General features: G+C 64.4%; 18 protein-coding genes, 1 tRNA gene and 1 other RNA gene. 12 read left to right on the top strand and 8 right to left on the bottom strand.

All coding sequences use genetic code 11. The features are described 5' to 3' along the window. Window positions 1-159: 159 nt before the first annotated feature. Window positions 160-236, bottom strand: a tRNA-Pro gene (locus ASS64_RS00005). Window positions 237-437: 201 nt separating this feature from the next. Here ASS64_RS00005 and yajC point away from each other — a divergent pair. Genes yajC through secF form a run of 3 tightly spaced genes read left to right on the top strand, consistent with a single transcriptional unit; the run spans window position 438 to window position 3,374 of the window. Next, complete coding sequence (yajC, locus tag ASS64_RS00010; RefSeq protein ID WP_067687992.1) at window positions 438-770, top strand: preprotein translocase subunit YajC; 333 nt, start codon at window positions 438-440, stop codon at window positions 768-770. Window positions 771-784: 14 nt separating this feature from the next. After that, entirely contained in the window at window positions 785-2,383 is a 1,599-nt protein-coding gene (gene secD / locus ASS64_RS00015; RefSeq protein WP_067687995.1) for a protein translocase subunit SecD, read from the top strand. A gap of 13 nt (window positions 2,384-2,396) precedes the next feature. Then, window positions 2,397-3,374: a protein translocase subunit SecF gene (gene secF, locus ASS64_RS00020; protein ID WP_067687999.1), complete on the top strand. Its 978-nt coding sequence runs from the start codon at window positions 2,397-2,399 to the stop codon at window positions 3,372-3,374. A gap of 5 nt (window positions 3,375-3,379) precedes the next feature. Here the strand turns inward: secF and ASS64_RS00025 are convergent, their stop codons facing one another. Next, a complete protein-coding gene (locus tag ASS64_RS00025) occupies window positions 3,380-4,573 on the bottom strand; it encodes a glycosyltransferase (RefSeq protein ID WP_067688002.1) in 1,194 nt (397 codons plus the stop codon). Continuing rightward, window positions 4,570-5,142, bottom strand: a complete 573-nt coding sequence (locus ASS64_RS00030) for a helix-turn-helix transcriptional regulator (protein ID WP_067688004.1) — start codon at window positions 5,140-5,142, stop codon at window positions 4,570-4,572. The genes ASS64_RS00025 and ASS64_RS00030 overlap by 4 nt, the downstream gene beginning before the upstream one ends. 96 nt (window positions 5,143-5,238) lie before the next feature. Between ASS64_RS00030 and ASS64_RS00035 the strand changes: the two genes are divergently transcribed. Further along, the gene (locus tag ASS64_RS00035) at window positions 5,239-5,715 is read left to right on the top strand and encodes a DUF6456 domain-containing protein (protein WP_067688007.1); all 477 of its coding nucleotides are present in this window, start codon (window positions 5,239-5,241) and stop codon (window positions 5,713-5,715) included. Window positions 5,716-5,799: 84 nt separating this feature from the next. Here ASS64_RS00035 and ASS64_RS00040 read toward each other — a convergent pair whose 3' ends face one another. The 4 genes from ASS64_RS00040 to ASS64_RS00055 form a co-directional block, all read right to left on the bottom strand. After that, window positions 5,800-6,153: a nuclear transport factor 2 family protein gene (locus ASS64_RS00040; protein ID WP_067688010.1), complete on the bottom strand. Its 354-nt coding sequence runs from the start codon at window positions 6,151-6,153 to the stop codon at window positions 5,800-5,802. A 64-nt stretch (window positions 6,154-6,217) separates the two neighbouring features. After that, window positions 6,218-6,787 (bottom strand): uracil-DNA glycosylase family protein, encoded by a 570-nt coding sequence (locus ASS64_RS00045; protein ID WP_067688013.1) that lies wholly within the window; start codon window positions 6,785-6,787, stop codon window positions 6,218-6,220. Continuing rightward, the gene (locus ASS64_RS00050; protein WP_067688016.1) at window positions 6,784-8,589 is read right to left on the bottom strand and encodes an ABC-F family ATP-binding cassette domain-containing protein; all 1,806 of its coding nucleotides are present in this window, start codon (window positions 8,587-8,589) and stop codon (window positions 6,784-6,786) included. The genes ASS64_RS00045 and ASS64_RS00050 overlap by 4 nt, the downstream gene beginning before the upstream one ends. A gap of 42 nt (window positions 8,590-8,631) precedes the next feature. Further along, window positions 8,632-10,194 carry an amidohydrolase family protein gene (locus ASS64_RS00055; protein WP_067688019.1) on the bottom strand — a complete coding sequence of 521 codons (1,563 nt, stop codon included), beginning with the start codon at window positions 10,192-10,194 and terminating at the stop codon, window positions 8,632-8,634. A gap of 127 nt (window positions 10,195-10,321) precedes the next feature. On the opposite strand from ASS64_RS00055, the gene ASS64_RS00060 reads away from it, so the two are divergent. The 4 genes from ASS64_RS00060 to ASS64_RS00075 all read left to right on the top strand — a co-directional run bounded on the left by ASS64_RS00060 (window position 10,322) and on the right by ASS64_RS00075 (window position 13,599). Beyond that, complete coding sequence (locus ASS64_RS00060; protein ID WP_067688022.1) at window positions 10,322-11,038, top strand: SIMPL domain-containing protein; 717 nt, start codon at window positions 10,322-10,324, stop codon at window positions 11,036-11,038. A 67-nt stretch (window positions 11,039-11,105) separates the two neighbouring features. Then, window positions 11,106-11,411: a PepSY domain-containing protein gene (locus ASS64_RS00065; RefSeq protein ID WP_067688025.1), complete on the top strand. Its 306-nt coding sequence runs from the start codon at window positions 11,106-11,108 to the stop codon at window positions 11,409-11,411. Window positions 11,412-11,495: 84 nt separating this feature from the next. Beyond that, entirely contained in the window at window positions 11,496-12,173 is a 678-nt protein-coding gene (locus tag ASS64_RS00070) for a response regulator transcription factor (protein ID WP_067688028.1), read from the top strand. Continuing rightward, window positions 12,124-13,599, top strand: coding sequence for an ATP-binding protein (locus ASS64_RS00075; protein WP_369815328.1), 1,476 nt, complete (start codon window positions 12,124-12,126; stop codon window positions 13,597-13,599). Before ASS64_RS00070 ends, ASS64_RS00075 begins: the two co-directional genes overlap by 50 nt. A gap of 183 nt (window positions 13,600-13,782) precedes the next feature. Here ASS64_RS00075 and ASS64_RS00080 read toward each other — a convergent pair whose 3' ends face one another. Next, window positions 13,783-14,076 carry a chorismate mutase gene (locus tag ASS64_RS00080; RefSeq protein ID WP_067688031.1) on the bottom strand — a complete coding sequence of 98 codons (294 nt, stop codon included), beginning with the start codon at window positions 14,074-14,076 and terminating at the stop codon, window positions 13,783-13,785. 65 nt (window positions 14,077-14,141) lie between these two features. On the opposite strand from ASS64_RS00080, the gene ASS64_RS00085 reads away from it, so the two are divergent. The 4 genes from ASS64_RS00085 (at window position 14,142) to ffs (ending at window position 18,194) form a co-directional block, all read left to right on the top strand. Next, window positions 14,142-15,158, top strand: coding sequence for a polyprenyl synthetase family protein (locus tag ASS64_RS00085; RefSeq protein ID WP_067688034.1), 1,017 nt, complete (start codon window positions 14,142-14,144; stop codon window positions 15,156-15,158). Window positions 15,159-15,250: 92 nt separating this feature from the next. Further along, window positions 15,251-17,680 (top strand): ATP-dependent helicase HrpB, encoded by a 2,430-nt coding sequence (gene hrpB, locus ASS64_RS00090; protein ID WP_067688037.1) that lies wholly within the window; start codon window positions 15,251-15,253, stop codon window positions 17,678-17,680. 16 nt (window positions 17,681-17,696) lie between these two features. Next, window positions 17,697-17,975 (top strand): ETC complex I subunit, encoded by a 279-nt coding sequence (locus ASS64_RS00095; RefSeq protein WP_067688040.1) that lies wholly within the window; start codon window positions 17,697-17,699, stop codon window positions 17,973-17,975. A 124-nt stretch (window positions 17,976-18,099) separates the two neighbouring features. Further along, an RNA gene (gene ffs, locus ASS64_RS00100) (signal recognition particle sRNA small type) lies at window positions 18,100-18,194 on the top strand. Window positions 18,195-18,470 lie beyond the last annotated feature (276 nt).

Genomic DNA, 18,470 nt, shown 5'->3' on the forward strand with positions numbered 1-18,470 from the left:
ATTTCGGACGGTCTGTCGTGCAGCCGTTTGGGACTCAGCGCCGATGAACGAAGGATCAACGCAACTGGCGAGCCAACTGCAAATCGGTCAGCGTGCTTACTCGGTGATTACTTAACCGATTTCTCGCAGCGTGCTGACCAACTAAGTGATTGAAACCACTGGTCGGGATGACTGGATTCGAACCAGCGACCCCCACACCCCCAGTATGGTGCGCTACCAGGCTGCGCTACATCCCGAAACCAGTGGAGGCGGCCCTATAGGGCGCGTCTTTGTGCATGGCAAGCACAGTTCGCAGGCATTTCGTTGCCCCGGCCCCGCAATGCTGCTAACCGCCCGGCACTTTCGCAGGAGGGAGCGCACGTGTCGCTTGAACAGGCGCCGGGCACCTCCCAATTGCGGGTCCGACACAACTCAAATTTCCGACAGGTATTCCTTCGATGATCGACCTTCTCGCCGCCGCCGGCAGTGCCGCAGCCGAACCGCCCGCATGGACGGGCTGGATCCTGCCCCTGGGCATGCTGCTGATCCTGTGGTTCCTCATCCTGCGCCCGCAGATGCGCCAGCAGAAGCAGCACCGCGAACGCGTGGCCGGGCTGAACAAGGGTGACGAAGTTGTCACCGCTGGCGGCCTCGTCGGCAAGATTACCAAGGTCGAAGAGCAGTTCGTCCATGTCGAGCTCGCCAAAGGCATGACGGTCAAGGCGGTGCGCAATACGATCGGCGAAGTGCTGTCCTCGCGCAGCAAGCCGGCCGCGAACGACAAAGACTGAGGGCGCATCCTTCCATGCTCGATTTCCCTACCTGGCGTAAGATTTGGCTGTGGCTGATCACCGCCCTGTGCGTGGGTGCCGCGCTGCCATCGCTGCTGTCGGCGACCAGCGTGCGCTGGCCCGACGTGCTGCCGCAACCGATGGTCAATCTCGGCCTCGACCTAGCCGGCGGTAGCCACATCCTGCTCGAGGCGGATGCCGCGCAGGTCGAATCGCAGCGGCTCGAGAACATGGAAGAGAACGTGCGCAACATCATGCGCCGCGCCGAACCGCGCATCCGCATCGGCGACGTATCGACGCGCGACGGGCGGCTGAGCTTCATGCTCGACGACCCGAGCGAGGTCGATCGCGCGCGCGAATTGCTGCTGCCTTCGATCAACGGCACCCGCCTTGTGCGCGAGTGGGACCTCGCCGTCGAGGATGGCAGCCGGATGATCCTCACGCCCACCTCCGATGGGCTCGACCAGGCGGTCAGCGATGCGATGGAAAGCGCCACCGAAGTGGTGCGCAAGCGGATCGACGAACTCGGCACGCGTGAACCGACAATCATCCGTCAGGGCGATACGCGCATCGTGGTTCAGGTTCCCGGCCTGCAGGATCCGGATCAGCTCAAGGCGCTGCTCGGACAGACAGCCAAGCTCGAATTCAAGCTGGTCGACCAGAATGCCTTGCCGTCCGATGTCCAGCAGGGCCTCGCGCCTCCCGGATCGGAAATCTTTCCCTATGCCGAAACGTCGGATTTCGCGGGAAGCTCGCTCGCCGTGCGCCGCCTGGGCGGTATCCGCGGCGACAATCTGACCGGTGCACAGCAGAGCTTCGATCCGCAGACAAACGAACCGGTCGTCAACATTCAGTTCGACAGTGACGGCGGTCGCCGCTTTGCCAAGCTGACCACCGACAATGTCGGCAAGCCCTTTGCGATCATTCTCGACGGCCAGGTTCTGTCGGCGCCCAATATCAACGAGCCGATCCGCGGCGGATCGGCGCAAATTTCGGGCGGCTTCTCGGTCGAGACCGCCAATCAACTGGCGATCTCGCTGCGCTCGGGCGCGCTTCCGGTCGACCTGGCGGTTATCGAGGAGCGCACGGTCGGCCCCGATCTCGGCGCCGACTCGATCCGCCGCGGCATGCTCGCCATGGCAGTGGGTTCGGTGATGGTGGTGATCCTGATGATTGCGACCTATGGCCGCTTCGGCGTCTATGCGACCGCCGCGCTGGGGATCAACATAGCCATGCTGCTCGGAATCATGGCAGCGCTCAACACCACGCTGACGCTGCCGGGTATCGCCGGTTTCGTGCTGACCATCGGTGCCGCGGTCGATGCCAACGTGCTGATCAACGAACGTATCCGCGAGGAGCGCAAGCGTGGGCGGCGGGTGATCGCAGCCGTCGAAAACGGCTATAATGAAGCCAGCCGCGCAATTTACGATGCCAACATCACCAACTTCATCGCCGGCGTGCTGCTGTTCCTGTTCGGATCGGGTCCGGTGCGTGGCTTCGCGGTGGTGCTGATCATCGGCCTGTTCACCAGCGTCTTCACCGCGCTTACGCTGACCCGCATGTGGGTCGCCGGCTATCTGCGCAAGGCCAAGCCCAAAGACATCGTGCTATAAGGAGGGCGACGATATGAAACTGCTCAAGCTCGTCCCCGACGACACCAACATCAGATTTCTCAAATGGCGCGTGCCCTTCTTCGCCGTCAGCATCCTGCTGATCGCGGCAAGCTGGGCGCTGGTTGCCACCAAGGGCCTCAATTACGGCGTCGACTTCGCCGGCGGTCTCGAAGTGCGGGCGACCTTTACCGAAAGCACCCAGGCGCCGATCGCCGAGCTGCGCAACGACGTCGAAGCGCTCGGCTATGGCAGCCCGGTGGTCCAGCGTTTCGGTGAGGACAATCAGGTCTCGATCCGTGTCCGGCTGCCCGATGAGGTGTCGGCCGACAAGGAGGCCGCGCAGGAGGCGGCGAACGACATCGTCCGCACATTGCAGACGGAGTATGATGATTTCCGCCTCGACGGGAACGACAATGTTTCGGGCAAGGTGTCGGGCGAGTTCCGCCAGACCGCGCTTTATGCGCTGCTCGCGGCGATGGCGGCGATCGCGCTTTACATCTGGATCCGCTTCGAATGGCAGTTCGGCGTGGGCGCGCTGTTCGCATTGTTCCACGACGTGAGCCTGACGCTGGGCATGTTCGCGTTGTTCCAGCTCGAATTCAGCCTGCAGATCATCGCGGCGATCCTGGCGATCATCGGCTATTCGCTCAACGACACGATCGTCATCTACGACCGTATCCGCGAGAACCTGAAGAAGTATCGCAAGATGGAGCTTCCCGCGCTGCTCGACCTTTCGGTCAACGAGACGCTGGCCCGTACCGTGATGACCTCGCTGACGCTGTTCGTGGCGCTGCTCCCGCTGCTGCTCTACGGCCCAGCCAGTCTCTTCGGCATGGTAGCTGCCATCACGCTGGGCCTGTTCGTGGGCACCTACAGCTCGGTCTATTCGGCCGCTCCGATCCTCGTATGGTTGGGCGTCACCAGCGACAGCTTCGTACCGACCGAAACGGTCGCCGACCAGCAGGAAAAGAAGGCGCGCGGGCTGGTCTGAACGGATCAGGATACAAGGCTGTCGAAATGGTCCGCCAATGCCCGGCCATTCGCCGCCCAGCTGAAGTTTTCGACCGTCGCCGCCACCGTTTCTGGTGAGCGGCTACGGTCGGCTACCAGTTCGATCCCTTCGCGGATCGCTCGGCAATTGCGCGCCACGATCACTCCGGCTTCGGGCGAGGTGACGACTTCGCGCGCGCCGCCCGCATCGGTGATAACAAGCGGCGTGCCGCAGGCGAGCGCCTCGACCCAGGCATTGGCCAGCCCCTCACTGGCAGAAGGCAGCACCATGGCATCCGCCGCGGTGAGGATCGGCGGCAGCATCGACGGCGCGAGACTGCCGAGGAAATGCACGCGGTCGGCGACGCCGACTTCCCTGGCCAATGCGCGCAGGCTGGCTTCGTCCTCACCAGTGCCGACGAGTAGCAGCCGGCCCTTGGGCAGGTCGGCGAGCGCCTTGATGGCCAGCGCCTGACCCTTGCGCTCGATCAGCGCACCGACGGTGACGAGCAGCGTGTCGTCGGAATCCAGCGGAATCGAGAAGGTGCTCGCCAGTCGCGCGCGCAATCCAACGTGGTCGAGCGGGCGGAACAGGTCGCGGTCGAGCCCGGTATAGTGCACCGAGATCGCATCGCGCTCCATGCCGAGCGTCGCCATGTCGTCGGCCAGCGCTTCGGATACTGCCAGCACACCTGCCGCTTCGCGAGCTGTTTCCAGTAGCGCATCGCGCCCGTACCCGCGCGCACCCCAGTGATGGATATCCGCCCCGCGCGCCTTGACCGAGAAGGGCAGGCCCAGATCGCGCGCGATCAGCATCGCGGCGGGCCCGTCGGGATAGAAGAACTGCGCATCGACGAGGTCGAAGGGCCGTTCGGCGTGCAGCCTGCGAGCGAGGGGAAGGACCGACTTCGCAATCAGTTTCGGATTGAGGCGACCGCCGACCTTGGGGAGCAGCCGGAAGACGGGGCGGTGGACGTCCATGCCGAATTCGTGGCCTTCCCGCGCAGCCGCCGCGAGCGGCTTGTACCGCCCCAAGGCGACCGGCGGCAGTCCGATGGGATTGATGACGGTCGCATCCCAATGCGTATCGCGCTGCAGCGCTTCGAGCGATTTCGCCACGAAGATTCCGAAGCGCGGATGGACCGAATTGGGGAACAGTGTCGAAAGCGACAGGACGCGGCGGCTTTTCCGTACGTTCACAGGCGCCGCACCAGCATTTCGGCGACGGCGATCCAGGCCGGATTGTCGACCACCTGCTGTTTCTCTCCATGGCCGGGGGGCAGGATGCCGACAAGCGAGCCCTGTCGGTCGATCAGGCGTCCGAAGGCGAACCGGCCGCCCTTTTTGGGAACCAGAACATCGCGATTGACCGCACGCCCCGCCTCGGCGGGATCGAGCTGGCGCAGCCAGAGCTGGTCGCCGGGGCGGTATTCGCCATGGGGGTAGTCGATATCGAGCACCATCAGCGCGCCATCGCCGCCGAGGTCGGTGGCAAGCAGCGCATCGCGTGTCGCGGGCAGGGCTTCCGGCCCGTCCTTGGCCAGAGTGGCGACAACCTGCGGATGGCCCGCTTTCTCGCTGCGAACCAGCATTTCGGGATCGACCTCGAGCGCGGCGGCGATCCGTTCCATCCATTTGAGCGAGAGATTTCGCATGCCGGTTTCGAGCCGACCGACGGTTTGCGGTGTGGTCGGCGGTTCGCAAGCTTCGGCGAGGTCGGCAAGTGTCCAGCCCTTCTGCTTGCGGATGTCGCGGATGCGATTGATCACTCGGTCCCTCCCCACCGATAACCGATTTGGTTTTATGTCTTTCCTACATGAACCGCCCCGGCGCAAGGGAATTGTTTACCCACCGAGGAGAAGTCTATGCGCCGCAAGCTCGTCGAACGCGAACTGACCGAAGAAGGCCCGCGCCGCGGAAGCGGCGCCGTTCCCAAACGTCGCAGCGTTACCGTCAATCTCGCCGAAAGCCCGCTTACCTGGCTGCATGCGCGCGGCCATCTGACCGATCGCCAGTTCGATGCGGGCGAGCGGCTGCGCGCCGATTACGAACGCGCGCAGCTTGCGCCATCGGTGACCATGCGTTGGGATCCGGTGCGCGTAGACGGAGGATCGCGCGCGAACGGCCTGACGCCCTCGGAACGTCAGATCGCGGCGAAGGAGCGCTTCGATGCAGCCATGGCCGAAGCGGGGCCGGGGCTTTCCGACATCCTCTGGCGCGTAGCCTGCGCCGGGGAGGGGGTGCCTGCGGCCGAAAAGGCGCTGGAGTGGCCCGCTCGCAGCGGCAAGCTGGTGCTCAAACTGGCGCTCGACCGGGTGGCCGATTTCTACCGGATCGGGTGAGGCCGGTTTTTGCGCCAGGACAGTGGTCCATGCGGTCCATGTCTGGGGAAACGCTTTCGGCGAATCCTCTATTCGAGCTGCGGTCTATTGCTGCCCGTACATGAAGCGTTCCTCGGCGATCTTGCCGTCCTTCACGGTATAGAGGCCGACTTCCTTCATCTGGCTGCGTTCGCCGTCGATGGTCACGTCCATCTCGTAATTCACCGCGAACTGGTCGCCGAAGACATAGGGGCCGTCGGTGGTGCTCGAATGAACTTCGGCGTTCTCGTTCCACCAAGCGTGTTTCTGCAGCAATTGCTCGCGTCCCTCGACGCGAGACATCGGTCCGTCATTGGGCTCTAGGCTGACGATATCGTCGGCCCAATAGGCCTGGTAATCGTCGGCCCGCTCTTCCGCCACGGCCTTGGTGAAATCCTTCGCCATCTGCTCGATTGCCATGCTGCACTCCTCTCGCTGCCCGTCCGCAAGGGAGGGTATCACACATGGTGCGAGTCGGAGCCGACTAATCGAGGGTGTCGGAAACGCGTCGCCGGAGCTCGGGCAGGACCTCGGCCTCGAACCACGGGTTCTTGCGCATCCAGATGGTCGAACGCCAGGCGGGGTGTGGCAGGGGCAGAAAGCGCGGCAGGTAGTCGCGGAAGGCGCGCACACGGTCGGTCATGGAAAGCTTGCGCGCCGCGGGCAGATAGTGCGCCTGCGCATAGGTTCCGACTAGCAGCGTCAACCGGTCTTCGGGCAGGAGGTCGAGCACGTGGCCATGCCATTGCGGCGCGCATTCGGGACGAGGGGGCTTGTCCCCGCCGCTGGCCTTGCCCGGATAGCAGAACCCCATCGGCACGAGGGCGACCTGCGCGTGATCGTACATCTGCTCTTTGGTCAGCCCGGTCCAGTCGCGTAGGCGATCACCGCTGGCATCGTCCCAGGGGATGCCGCTTTCGTGGACCTTCGATCCGGGAGCCTGGCCGATGATGAGCAGCCGCGCGGTGGGCGAGAAACTGGCAACGGGGCGCACGCCATGCGGCAGGTGTTCGGCACAGATCCGGCAGGCCGCGATTTCGGCCTGGAGGCTCATGCCTCGACTTGCTCGGCAAGCTCCAGCCAGCGCTCTTCGGCCGCGTCCTTCTCGGCGCGTGCGTTCTCCAGGCCCTTAGAGATATTGGCGAATTTCTGCGGATCGGCGCTGTAGAGATCGGGATCGGACAGGATCGCCTCGCCCTTGGCGATCGCCGCCTCGAGCTCCTCGATTCGTGCCGGGAGCAACTCGTAATCGCGCCGATCCTTGTAGGAGAGCTTGCCCGACTTGGGGGCGGGGGCCGGAGGCGGCGCGGGCTTGCCGGTCTGCTTGGCCGCCTTGGCTTTCCCCGCGACAGGCTGGCGCCGCTTGCGCTCCCAATCCTCGTACCCGCCAGCGACGACGTCGACCCGGCCCGTGCCATCGAGGCCAAGCGTCAGGGTGACGGTGCGGTCGAGGAAGTCGCGGTCGTGGCTGACGATCAGCACGGTGCCCTCGTAGTCGGCGATCACCTCCTGCAGCAGGTCGAGCGTCTCGAGGTCCAGATCGTTGGTCGGCTCGTCGAGCACCAGCAGGTTCGAAGCCTTGGCGAACTCGCGGGCGAGCAGCAGCCGCGAGCGTTCACCGCCCGAGAGGACCGCGACCTTCATGTCGACGATCTTGGGATCGAAGAGGAAGTCCTTGAGATAGGCCTGCACATGCTTGCGATTGCCGCGCACGTCGAGCCAGTCACCGCCCTCGGCCAGCACCTGGCGCACGGTCTTGTCGGCGGTCAGCAACTGGCGTTGCTGGTCGATCATCACGCCGGTCAGCGTCTTGGCGATCTCCACCGTGCCGCTGTCGGGCGCCAGTTCGCCGGTGAGCATCTTGAGCAGCGTGGTCTTGCCCGCGCCGTTCGCGCCGACGATACCGATCCGGTCGCCGCGCTGGATGCGTAGGGAGAACGGCTTGATGATCGTGCGATCGCCGTAGCTCTTGGTGATGTTCTCGGCGACGATGACCGACTTCGACTTGAAATCCTCCTCGGTCGCGAGCTTGAGTTTGGCGGTGCCGCCGGCGGAGATCATGGAGGCCCGCTGGGCGCGCATCTGCCACAGCTTCTCGAGACGGCCCTGATTGCGCTTGCGCCGCGCGGTCACGCCGCGTTCGAGCCAGTGCGCCTCGATCTTGAGCTTCGCGTCGAGCTTTTCCGCCGCGCGCGCTTCCTCGGCATAGACCTGCTCTTCCCAGGCCTCGTAGCCGCCGAAGCCGACTTCCTTGCGGCGCAGGTTCCCGCGATCGAGCCACAGCGTGGTGCGGGTCAGACGCTTGAGGAAGGTCCGGTCGTGGCTGATGACGAGGAAGGCGCCGCGATAGCGCTCGAGCCACCCTTCGAGCCAGTCGATGGCGCTAAGGTCGAGATGGTTGGTCGGCTCGTCCATCAGCAGCAGGTCGGGGTCTTGCGCCAGCGCGCGTGCGATAGCGGCGCGGCGCTTCTCGCCGCCGCTCGCGCCCTTGGTCTCGCGGCTCATGTCGATACCAAGCTGGCCCGCGATGGCCTCCACCTCATGTTCCTGCGGCGCGTGTTCGCCCGCCAGCGCCCAGTCCATCAGCGTGGCATGGCCGGAGAGGTCGGGGTCCTGTTCGAGCAGCACGATCCGCATCGCGGGCTTCGTCTTGCGCGTGCCGGCATCGGTTTCGATCTGTCCGTCGATCATACGGAACAGCGTGGTCTTGCCCACGCCGTTGCGGCCGATCAGCGCGATGCGGTCGCGCGGGCCGATATGGAGGTCAAGCGGGTCGTGATCGGGCCCGCCGAACAGCCATTTGCCGCCCTGCTGTAGGGCCATGCCTTCGAGGCTGAGGATCGGGGGCTGTGCCATAGGCCGCGCGAGGTAGGCGCGCGCGGGCCCGGCTGCAAGCGCCTAGCGTCCCGCGCGCTGCTCCTCGACCATTCGCGCGACGTCGGCCAGCAGGGCGGGGGCGTCGTAGACAATGCCGTCCTTGATGGTCCAGCGCACGCCACCGACCTGCTCGATCGCCCCGGTTTCGTAATTGAGCCGCGTATGCCCCGTGCCGTAGAGTACCTTCAAATTTGCAAGCGGGTTTTCGGGCACGATCACCAGGTCGGCGAGCTGGCCTACGGCGATCCGCCCCATCGGCGGTTCCACCCCTCGCGGTTCGTAGATTTCTCGCGCGCCGTCTATCGTGGCGGCGCGGATCACTGCGAGCGGCGAAAGGCCCGCCTCGCGCAGCATTTCGAGTTCGCCGATATAGGCGAAGCCCCAGGTTTGGTAGATGTAACCGGGGTCCGAACCTGCCGTGACGCGTCCGCCGCGGTCATGGAAATCCTTCGTGAGGTCGAACCACTTGGCGTAGAAGTTTCGCCAGGCGACCTCGTCCTCGCTCGACCAGTCCTTGTAGTAACTGCCGTGATTGGTTGCGCTAGGCGCGTAGAAGTCCATCAGCGAGGGCAATGTGTATTTCGCGTGCCAGTCGCGGGTCTTGGCTGCCATCACATCGCGGCTGGCCGAATATATGTTGAAGGTGGGGCTGAGCGTCACGTCGCTGTCGACGAGAAGATCGACATAATCCTCCCATTTGTCGCTGCCTGGCTCGACAGCCTGCGGGGCCAAGCGCGCGACCCAGCCGAAGCGCGACTGCTCGTCGAAGTAATTGTAGTCTTCGGGATAATAGGGAAGCGCGCTGTCTTTCAGCAGGCTTTCGAAATGACCGTAGAAATGGGTGACCCCGTCGAGCCCGCTTTCGACTGCCGTGCGCGCATTGACTTCGGCGACGCCGGTCTGCGCGAGATGCGCGACGGTGCCCATCTGCTGCAATTCCGCCTCGTCCAGGGCTGCGGCGAGCACCTGCGGCGTGGCCGAATTGAAGAACTTGATCCCCCAGTACCCCTGCGCCTTGGCCCAGCGCACCCAATCGCGCGCCTTGGCCGGTGTATCGGGCGCACCGCGCGACCATTTGTCGCCGAACACCGCATAGGGGATCAGGCGCGGCGCGGTGATCGTGTTGGCCGTACTGCGCTCGGCATCGGAAATGTCGGGTGTGCCGGAACCGAAATAGAAGCTGACGCCGCGCACCGTCGTCACGCCATGCGCAAGCCACAGCTTGTAGCCGTAGGAAGGCTGAGCCGCTTTGGCGGGATCGCCGTTATGGCCGTGCGTATCGACGAAGCCGGGCAGAACATACATGCCCTGTGCATCGATCACGCGCTGCGCGGCCTGCGCCTGCTCCGCCGGAGCGCCGCCGGGATAGAGCGCGGCGATGCGGTTTCCTTCGACCATGATGTCGATGGGGCCGGCGGGTGGGGCACCGGTGCCTTCGATTACCGTTGCGCCGCGGATCAGTAGCGTGCCGAAGGGTCCTTCTCCCTCGTCGATGGCGCGGTCGGGAACCGCCTGCATCTGTGCGGCAAGCGGCTGCGCTCCCATGGCGGCCAGCGCGGCCAGCGCGATTTTCCAGCTTTTCATTATCTTCCCCTCATTCGGCCCGGTGGGCTAGCGCCAAGCGTACGCGGAGGAAAGTGGGAACGGATGTGTTCAGCAAGCCGTAACGCTGCAAGACAGACAGTCTGCGCAATCGACAAGGAGCAAGCCGATGATCCGTTTCGCAATTCCCACCCTTGCCGCTGCCGCCATGGCGTCGAGCGCACAGGCAGCCGAAATCCAGATCCAGTCGCCCGGGCCGGTCGTCGAACTGACCGTAAGCGAGATCGTTCGCCGCGCCCCCGATGTTGCGCAGATCGGTGCAGGGGTGATGTCCCGCGCCGCCACGGCCGAGGCGGCGGTCCGGATGAATGCCGAAGCTATGGATCGAGTCGTTGCACGGCTGCGCACGCTGGGTATCGATCGCCGCGATATCCAGACATCCAACTTCAACCTCAATCCAAGTTTCAATTTCAACCGCGAAACCGGCGAGCAGACCTTTACCGGCTATACCGTCAACAATCAGGTGAATGTGAAACTGCGCGACCTCGAACGTACGGGCGAAGTCCTAGACGCGTTGGTCGCTGCGGGCGCGAACAATATCTACGGCCCGAACTTCATGCTCGAGGACGATGTCGCCGCCAAGGCCGAGGCGCGGGCCAATGCTTTCGAAAGCGGTAGGACGATGGCCGAGGATTACGCCCGGATGGCCGGCTACACGGAGGTTCGCCTGCTCGAAGTCTCGGAAAGTTTCCAGCGCTTCGGTCCGCGTCCCGAAGCGATGGTGCGCACTGCCAGCGCGCCGTCCCGCGATGCTGCGACACCGATCGAGCCGGGTGAAGTAAGTACCGGCGTTACCATTACTGTCAAATATGAGATGACGCGCTAGCCTGAATGGTGAGGCTCGCGAACATTCACACCTTGTTCAATGCGCTTCGCCTAGGCAGGGTCGCATCATGAAACGCCTATTCGCCTCCCTTCTCGCCTTCGGGCTGGTCGGCGGCCCGATCATGGCCAGCCCCGCCTATGCGCAGCCCCGCTCCGAACAGGGCGAGGCGCGGCGCGAGATGAGTGCGGGTAATATCATGCAGTTGCGCGATATCGAGGCGCGTATCCTGCCGACCATGCGCGGCGCGGAGTATCTCGGTCCGGCTTATGACTCGACCGCGATGGCCTACCGCCTCAAGTTCATCAAGAACGGCCGCGTGATGTATGTCGATGTCGATGCGCGCACTGGCAAGGTGCTGCGCCGCAGCCGCTGATTTGCCGCAGCGAAACTCCGTTCAGGTTGACGCGTTCATCTACATGAACGAAACGCGACACAAATCATTCAAGGACGGACATTCATGAGGATCCTGATCGTCGAGGACGAGCCCACGCTGGGCCAGCAACTCAAATCGACGCTCGAGCAAAATGGCTATGCGGTGGACCTGTCCACCGATGGCGAGGACGGCCATTTCCTCGGCAGCACCGAGGATTACGACGCGGTCATTCTCGACCTCGGCCTGCCCGAGATCGACGGGCTGACCGTGCTCGGCATGTGGCGCAAGGAAGGGCGCAAGTTCCCCGTACTGGTGCTGACCGCACGCGACAGCTGGTCGGACAAGGTGGCAGGCCTCGATGCGGGCGCCGACGATTACCTCGCCAAGCCCTTCCAGACCGAAGAACTGATCGCCCGCCTGCGCGCTCTGATCCGTCGCGCCTCGGGCAATACTTCCAGCGAACTGACCGCGGGCGCCGTGCGTCTCGACACGCGTTCGGGCCGCGTCACGCTGAAGGGCGAACCGGTCAAGCTGACCGCGCAGGAATACAAGCTGTTAAGCTACCTGATGCACCACAAGGGCAAGGTGGTCAGCCGCACCGAACTGATCGAGCATATCTACGATCAGGATTTCGACCGCGATTCCAATACGATCGAGGTCTTTGTTACCCGTATCCGCAAGAAGCTGGGTGCGGAAGTGATCACGACGATCCGTGGACTTGGGTACAGCCTCGACGACCCCGCCGACCAGCCGCGCGCCTGAAGAGGAGCCCGGCGTGGCGGCGGCGGTCGGTGACGACCGGGCCGCCGCTGCGTCCGCCGATGACCCGGTAACCATCGCCACGCCGCCCGCGAAGCGCAGTCTCGCGCGACGCATGATAGCGATTGCCGCGGTGTGGATCGGCGTGCTGCTCCTGGGTGGCGGCTTCGCGCTCGATCGCACGCTGGTACGACTGGTGCAGGACAATTTCGACGAGCAGCTCGAATATGTCCAAACGGCGCTGATTGCCTCGGCCGAGATCGACATGGACGGTGAAGTGCGGCTCTACCGCTCTTTGGGCGACCAGCGGTTTCTCGAGCCCAACAGCGGGGTCTACTGGCAGATCAGCGGCGAGGGGCATGAGCCTTTCCCGAGCCGGAGCCTGTGGGATCGCAGCCTCGAGGTCGAGGGCGATCACATCGACAACGACCCCCATTTCTACGATTCCGATCAGTTCCGTGGCGAGCCGTTGCGAATGGTCGAGCGCACGGTCATCCTGCCCGACAGCGATACGCGGTGGACCTTCACCGTAGCTTCGGCGCGCGATGAATTGGATTTCCAGATAAGCCGTATTCGTTCGATCCTCGTGTGGAGTTTCGCCGCACTGGGTATCGGCCTGATGACACTGGCCGTGCTGCAAAGCTGGTACGGCCTTTCCCCGCTGCGCCGCGTGCGCAACGCCATTCAGGCCATGCGAAGCGAAGGGACCAATCGGATTACCGAGCCTCTGCCGCTCGAAGTCGAGCCATTGGTCGAAGAGATCAACGCATTGCTTGCACATAGCGAACAGCAGGCCGAAGAGGCGCGCATGCATGCGGGCAATCTCGCCCACGCGCTCAAGACGCCGCTGACGGTGCTCACCAATGCGGCAACCGCGCACGATCCCAAACTGGCGGAGCTGGTCTTCCGCGAGACCAAGACCATGCAGCGCCATGTCGAACATCATCTCGCCCGGGCTCGCGCCGTTGGCAGGCGTGCCAGCGGTCACGCGCGCGCGGAGGTTTGGCCCAGCGCGGAAAGCGTGCTGCGCGCAGTGACCCGGATCTATGAGGAGACTCGCTTCGACCTCGACGGCAATCGCGCTGCGGCCGTTTGCGTCGAACGCCAGGATCTCGACGAAATCCTGGGCAACCTCATCGAAAACGCCGCCAAATATGGCGGGGGCAGCGTTTTCGTGACGATCGATGCGAACCGCGACGCGAGGGAATGCGAAATCTGGATCGAGGACGATGGTGTGGGCATTCCCGAGGGCGAACGCGCGCGGATTTTCGATCGCGGCGCGCGGCTGGACACCGGCAAGCCGGGAACCGGCCTCGGCCTGTCGATCGTCCGCGACGTGGCGGAGATCTACGGAGGATCGGTGGCTCTAGACGCCAGCGAGGATCTGGGAGGCTTGTTGGTCAAGCTCCGCCTGCCGCGGGCCTCGTAGGACCCCTGGCCCAGCGCTCGACGGCACTTTGTCCTGGCATTGAAGGACAAGAATGGCCGGGACCAAGACGGCACAGGCGCGATGGGATTTGACCGTGCCGCGGGCCGTCAGGCGAAAGCGCCGTCATCGCCTTCGGAATGGCCATTTCTCGGTCCGCCGGAGTCGCCGGGGTCTTCGTTTCGGCTACCGTCTGGCCTGCTCGTGGTGGCGAATGACTTCGTCGATGATGAAGCGCAGGAATTTCTCGCTGAATTCCGGATCGAGCTCGCTTTCTTCCGCCAGCCTGCGCAGCCGTGCGATCTGTTGCTGCTCGCGCGCCGGGTCGGCCGGGGGTAGCGTGACCTTGGCCTTGTATTCGCCCACCGCCTGGGTGATCCGGAAACGCTCGGCCAGTATGTGGATCAGGGCTGCATCGATATTGTCGATGCTCTTGCGGAAGCCGGCGAGGACGGGATCGTTCTGGGGCGCGTCATTCATGCGATCAGGCTAACAAGAAATCCCGTCTTGCCAAGAAAGCTTGGGCAGACCATGGCCAAGGCGAAATGTCTGCCGACGTAATCCCCTTGAAGCGTGCGGAGCCCGAGGGCTCGATCGAACCCATGCTGGCGCTGACCGCCAATGGCATGAACCAGGTCAATCAGGTCATCCTGGACCGTATGCAGAGCGAAGTGCCGCTCATCCCCGCGCTCGCCGGCCACCTGATTTCGGGCGGCGGCAAGCGGCTGCGTCCCATGCTGACGCTCGCCGGGGCAGAACTGGTCGGTTATAGCGGAACGCGCCATCACAAGCTCGCTGCCGCGGTCGAGTTCATCCACACCGCCACGCTGCTGCATGACGATGTCGTCGATGGGAGCGATCTGCGACGCGGCAAGGCGGCGGCCAACATCATCTATGGCAATCCGGCGACCGTGCTGGTTGGCGATTTCCTCTTCAGCCGTTCGTTCGAGCTGATGACCGAGGACGGCAGTCTCAAGGTGCTCAAGATCTTGTCGGGCGCCAGCGCGATCATCGCCGAGGGCGAGGTCGACCAGCTGACCGCGCAGCGCAAGATCGACACCAGCGAGGAGCGTTACCTCCACATCATTCAGGCCAAGACCGCGGCGCTGTTCGCCGCTGCAAGCCGTATCTCCGCCGTTGTCGCGGAATGCAGCGACGAGCAGGAGCAGGCGCTCGACGAATATGGCCGCAATCTCGGCGTCGCCTTCCAGCTGGTCGACGATGCGCTCGATTACGACTCCAATGCGGCCGCCATGGGCAAGGATCGCGGCGACGATTTCCGCGAAGGCAAGATGACGCTACCGGTGATCCTCGCCTATGCCCGCGGCGATCAGGAAGAACGCGAGTTCTGGAAGGCCGCCATTGGCGGTTTCCGGACCGGGGACGAGGACCTCGATCACGCCACCGCCTTGATCGAGAGCCACGACGCCGTGGCCGATACCAAGGCCCGTGCTCGCCATTTCGCGCAGCGCGCGATCGATGCGCTGTCGATCTTCCCCGACTGCAAGGCACGCCAGGCGATGACCCAGGCTGCGCTGTTTGCGGTCGCGCGGGGATATTAGACACTCACCGTTTGTATCGAGCGTAGCGCGCAGTCGAGATATCGCAGCGATGTGTCTCGACTATCCTCGCCACGAGCGGGTAGGGCGACTGAGTGACTAGCGACCTCCCTATCGCCACCGTATTGCCCGATCTGCTCGGCGTGCTGCGCCAGCAGACCGGGGCAGTCCTCGTCGCACCGCCCGGGGCGGGCAAGACGACTGCCGTGGCGCCCGAATTGCTGGATGAAGACTGGTGTACGGGCACCATCATCCTCACCTCGCCGCGCAGGGTTGCTGCGCGGGCGGCTGCCGAACGGATGGCGCAAATGCTGGGCGAGAGGCCGGGCGAGACGATCGGCTACCTCACCCGCCTCGACAGCAAGCGCTCGGCAAAAACGCGAGTTCTGGTGGTGACCGAGGCGATCTTCGTGAACACGATCCTCGCCGATCCGGAGCTCACAGGGGTCTCGGCGGTGCTGTTCGACGAGGCGCATGAACGGCATCTCGACAGCGACCTCGGTCTTGCGCTTGCGCTGGAGAGCCGCGCCGTGCTGCGCGAGGACATGCGCGTGCTGGTCATGTCGGCCACGATCGACGGCGCGCAGTTCGCCGAGCTGCTTGGCAGCGGCGCTCGGGTCATCGAAAGCGAGGGGCGGGCGCATCCGCTTCGCATCGAATGGTCGGGATCCTTCCCGCAAATCCCGGTCGAAGACGCGGTGACCAGCGTTATCGCAACCGCGTGGCGCGAGGAGGAGGGCGATATCCTCGTGTTCCTGCCCGGCGTGCGCGAGATCGAGCGGACGCGTGAGCGATTGGAAGCGCGCCTGCCTGCGGCAATCGTGCTGCCGCTTCACGGGCAGGTCGATCCGGCAGGACAGCGCGCTGCGATCCAACGCGATCGCGAGGGGCGCCGCAGGATCGTGCTGGCGACCGCCATTGCCGAAACCTCGCTGACGCTCGACGGGGTTTCGGTCGTGGTGGATGCAGGACTCTCGCGTCGGGCCGAGTTCGACCGCGCCGCAGGAACGACGCATCTCGTTACACATCGCGCAAGTCAGGCGGCAGCGGCGCAGCGCGCAGGCCGCGCGGCACGGCAAGGGCCGGGTGTCGCCTATCGTCTGTGGGAGGAGGCGGGGCACGGCGGACGTCCGCCTTACGATCCACCCCAAATGCTCACCTCGGATCTCGCGCCGCTGGTGCTGGCGCTCGCGCAATGGGGAAGCACCGATCCAAGGGAGCTGGCGTGGCTCGACCCGCCTCCGACTGCATCGATCAGCGCAGCGCGGCAGACCCTCAAGGCGTTGGATGCGCTCGATGCGGAAGGCCGGATTACCGAGCGGGGCGGCAAGCTGGCGCAACTTCCGCTCGACCCGCAGGGAGCGGCGACCGTGCTCTTCGGGGCCGAGCACGGCGCAGCCGAACAGGCCGCGCGGCTTGCCTTGCTCTTGCAGGAACGCGGACTTGGCGGGCGCGGCGAGGATCTCGAGACGCGCCTTTCGCGCTGGAATGGCGATCGCGGAGCCAGGGCCGAAGCCAGTCGCAAGCTTGCAGGGCGCTGGGCGAAACGCGCCCGGACTCTTTCAGACGAAGAGGCTTCGACCACGCTCCCTCCACCGGGCATTCTGCTTGCCGCCGGACGACCGGAGTTTATCGCCAAGCGGCGCGACAAGGCGGGGGAGCACTGGGTCGCCGCGGGAGGGCGGGGCTTCGTGCTCGATCCTGCATCGCCACTGGCGCGATCGGAGTTCCTCGTCGTCGGGGACGCGCAGGGGCAGGCCAGGGGCGCGCGGATCACCTCGGCCATCGCGCTCGAAGAGAGCGATATCGAGCGGTGGTTGCCCGAACGGCTCGAGCGCAGGCAGGTGCTGCGCTGGACCGGCGAGCGGGTCGAGGCCCTGCTCGAGCGGCGGCTTGGGGCGATCACTTTGGCGCGCGGTCCCGACCCCAAGCCCGACTCACAGGCGATTGTGGATATGCTTGTGGAAAAGGCTCTGGAGAACCCGGCAAAACTGCTTCCGGCAGAGCTGCTTGCTCGCGCCCGCTTTACCGGGATCGAGCAGCTGACGAGCGCAGGGCTGGCCGAGACCGCGGAGATTTGGCTCGCTCCCCTGTTACAAGGTCGGCGCGATCTCGAAGTCTCCAGGGGGAAGCTCGTCGATGCTCTGCTGGGCCAGCTCGACTGGGACAGCCGGCAGCGCCTCGACCGGCTGGCCCCGCGCGAGTTTACGTCGCCGGCCGGTACGACCCACCGGATCGACTATACAGGCGACGATGCCCCCAGCGTCGAGGTGCGCGTGCAGGCGCTGTTCGGACTGGAACGGCACCCGATGGTCGATGAGACGCCGCTTCTGCTCAAGCTGACGAGCCCTGCCGGGCGCCCGATCCAGTCGACCCGAGACTTGGCGGGTTTCTGGCGCGGAAGCTGGGCGGATGTGCGCAAGGACATGAAGGGGCGCTATCCGAAACATCGCTGGCCCGAGGAACCTTGGGCGGAAAAGCCCAGTTTGAAGACCAAGAACGCCTTTTCACGCTCGGAAGGTTGAATTACAGGGCAGCTCCATGACCGCGAGAATCTACCAGCGACCGAAAAACGCCATGCAGTCGGGCAAGGCCCGCACCGATGAGTGGGTGCTCGAATTCGAGCAGTCCGAGGCACGCCAGGCCGACCCGCTGATGGGTTGGACCGGCAGCGGCGATACCCAGGCACAGGTGCAGCTGACCTTTCCGAGCAAGGACGAGGCCAAGGCCTATGCCGAGAAATACGGCATCGTCGCCCGCGTCCACGCCACGCCTCCGAAGGGGCTCAAGCTTCAGGCTTACGCCGATAATTTTCGGTAGCTTATAGTCATTGTGAGGAGCCGCAGGCGACGCGGCAATCCAGTAAGCACAGGACTGGATTGCTTCGTTATGCTTGCAATGACTGAGAGCTTGAAACTGCACCAACATACCGCCATATGGCGCGTCGGGAGTCGGTCGGACGTTAGCGTTCGCTCACCGGGTCAGGTCCGGAAGGAAGCAGCCCAGGTGGATTGCGGCGGGTCGGCCGGCTCCTTATTGCCCCACATATGACTGATGATTCACGGGTCGCCGCAAGCCGTTGGGAAACTCCGTTTGAGAATGTGGGCGACAGGAGATTGCATCTCCTGCGCGTTACTTACCCCGCTTGCATCTTTATGGGCCGGCATAATGGCCCTCACTATGATCTGTCCGAGTTCACCTAGGACGGTGATTGCGAAATTCTAGTGTTTAGCGAGTACGATCGGACAGTCTATCGTATCCTGGCCGATACCGAGGCGATCCGCATCAACGATGAGAGAGATCTTCCTCGCATCG

It is taken from the genome of Erythrobacter sp. AP23, from assembly GCF_001542855.1.
In the GTDB taxonomy this organism is placed as follows: domain Bacteria; phylum Pseudomonadota; class Alphaproteobacteria; order Sphingomonadales; family Sphingomonadaceae; genus Qipengyuania.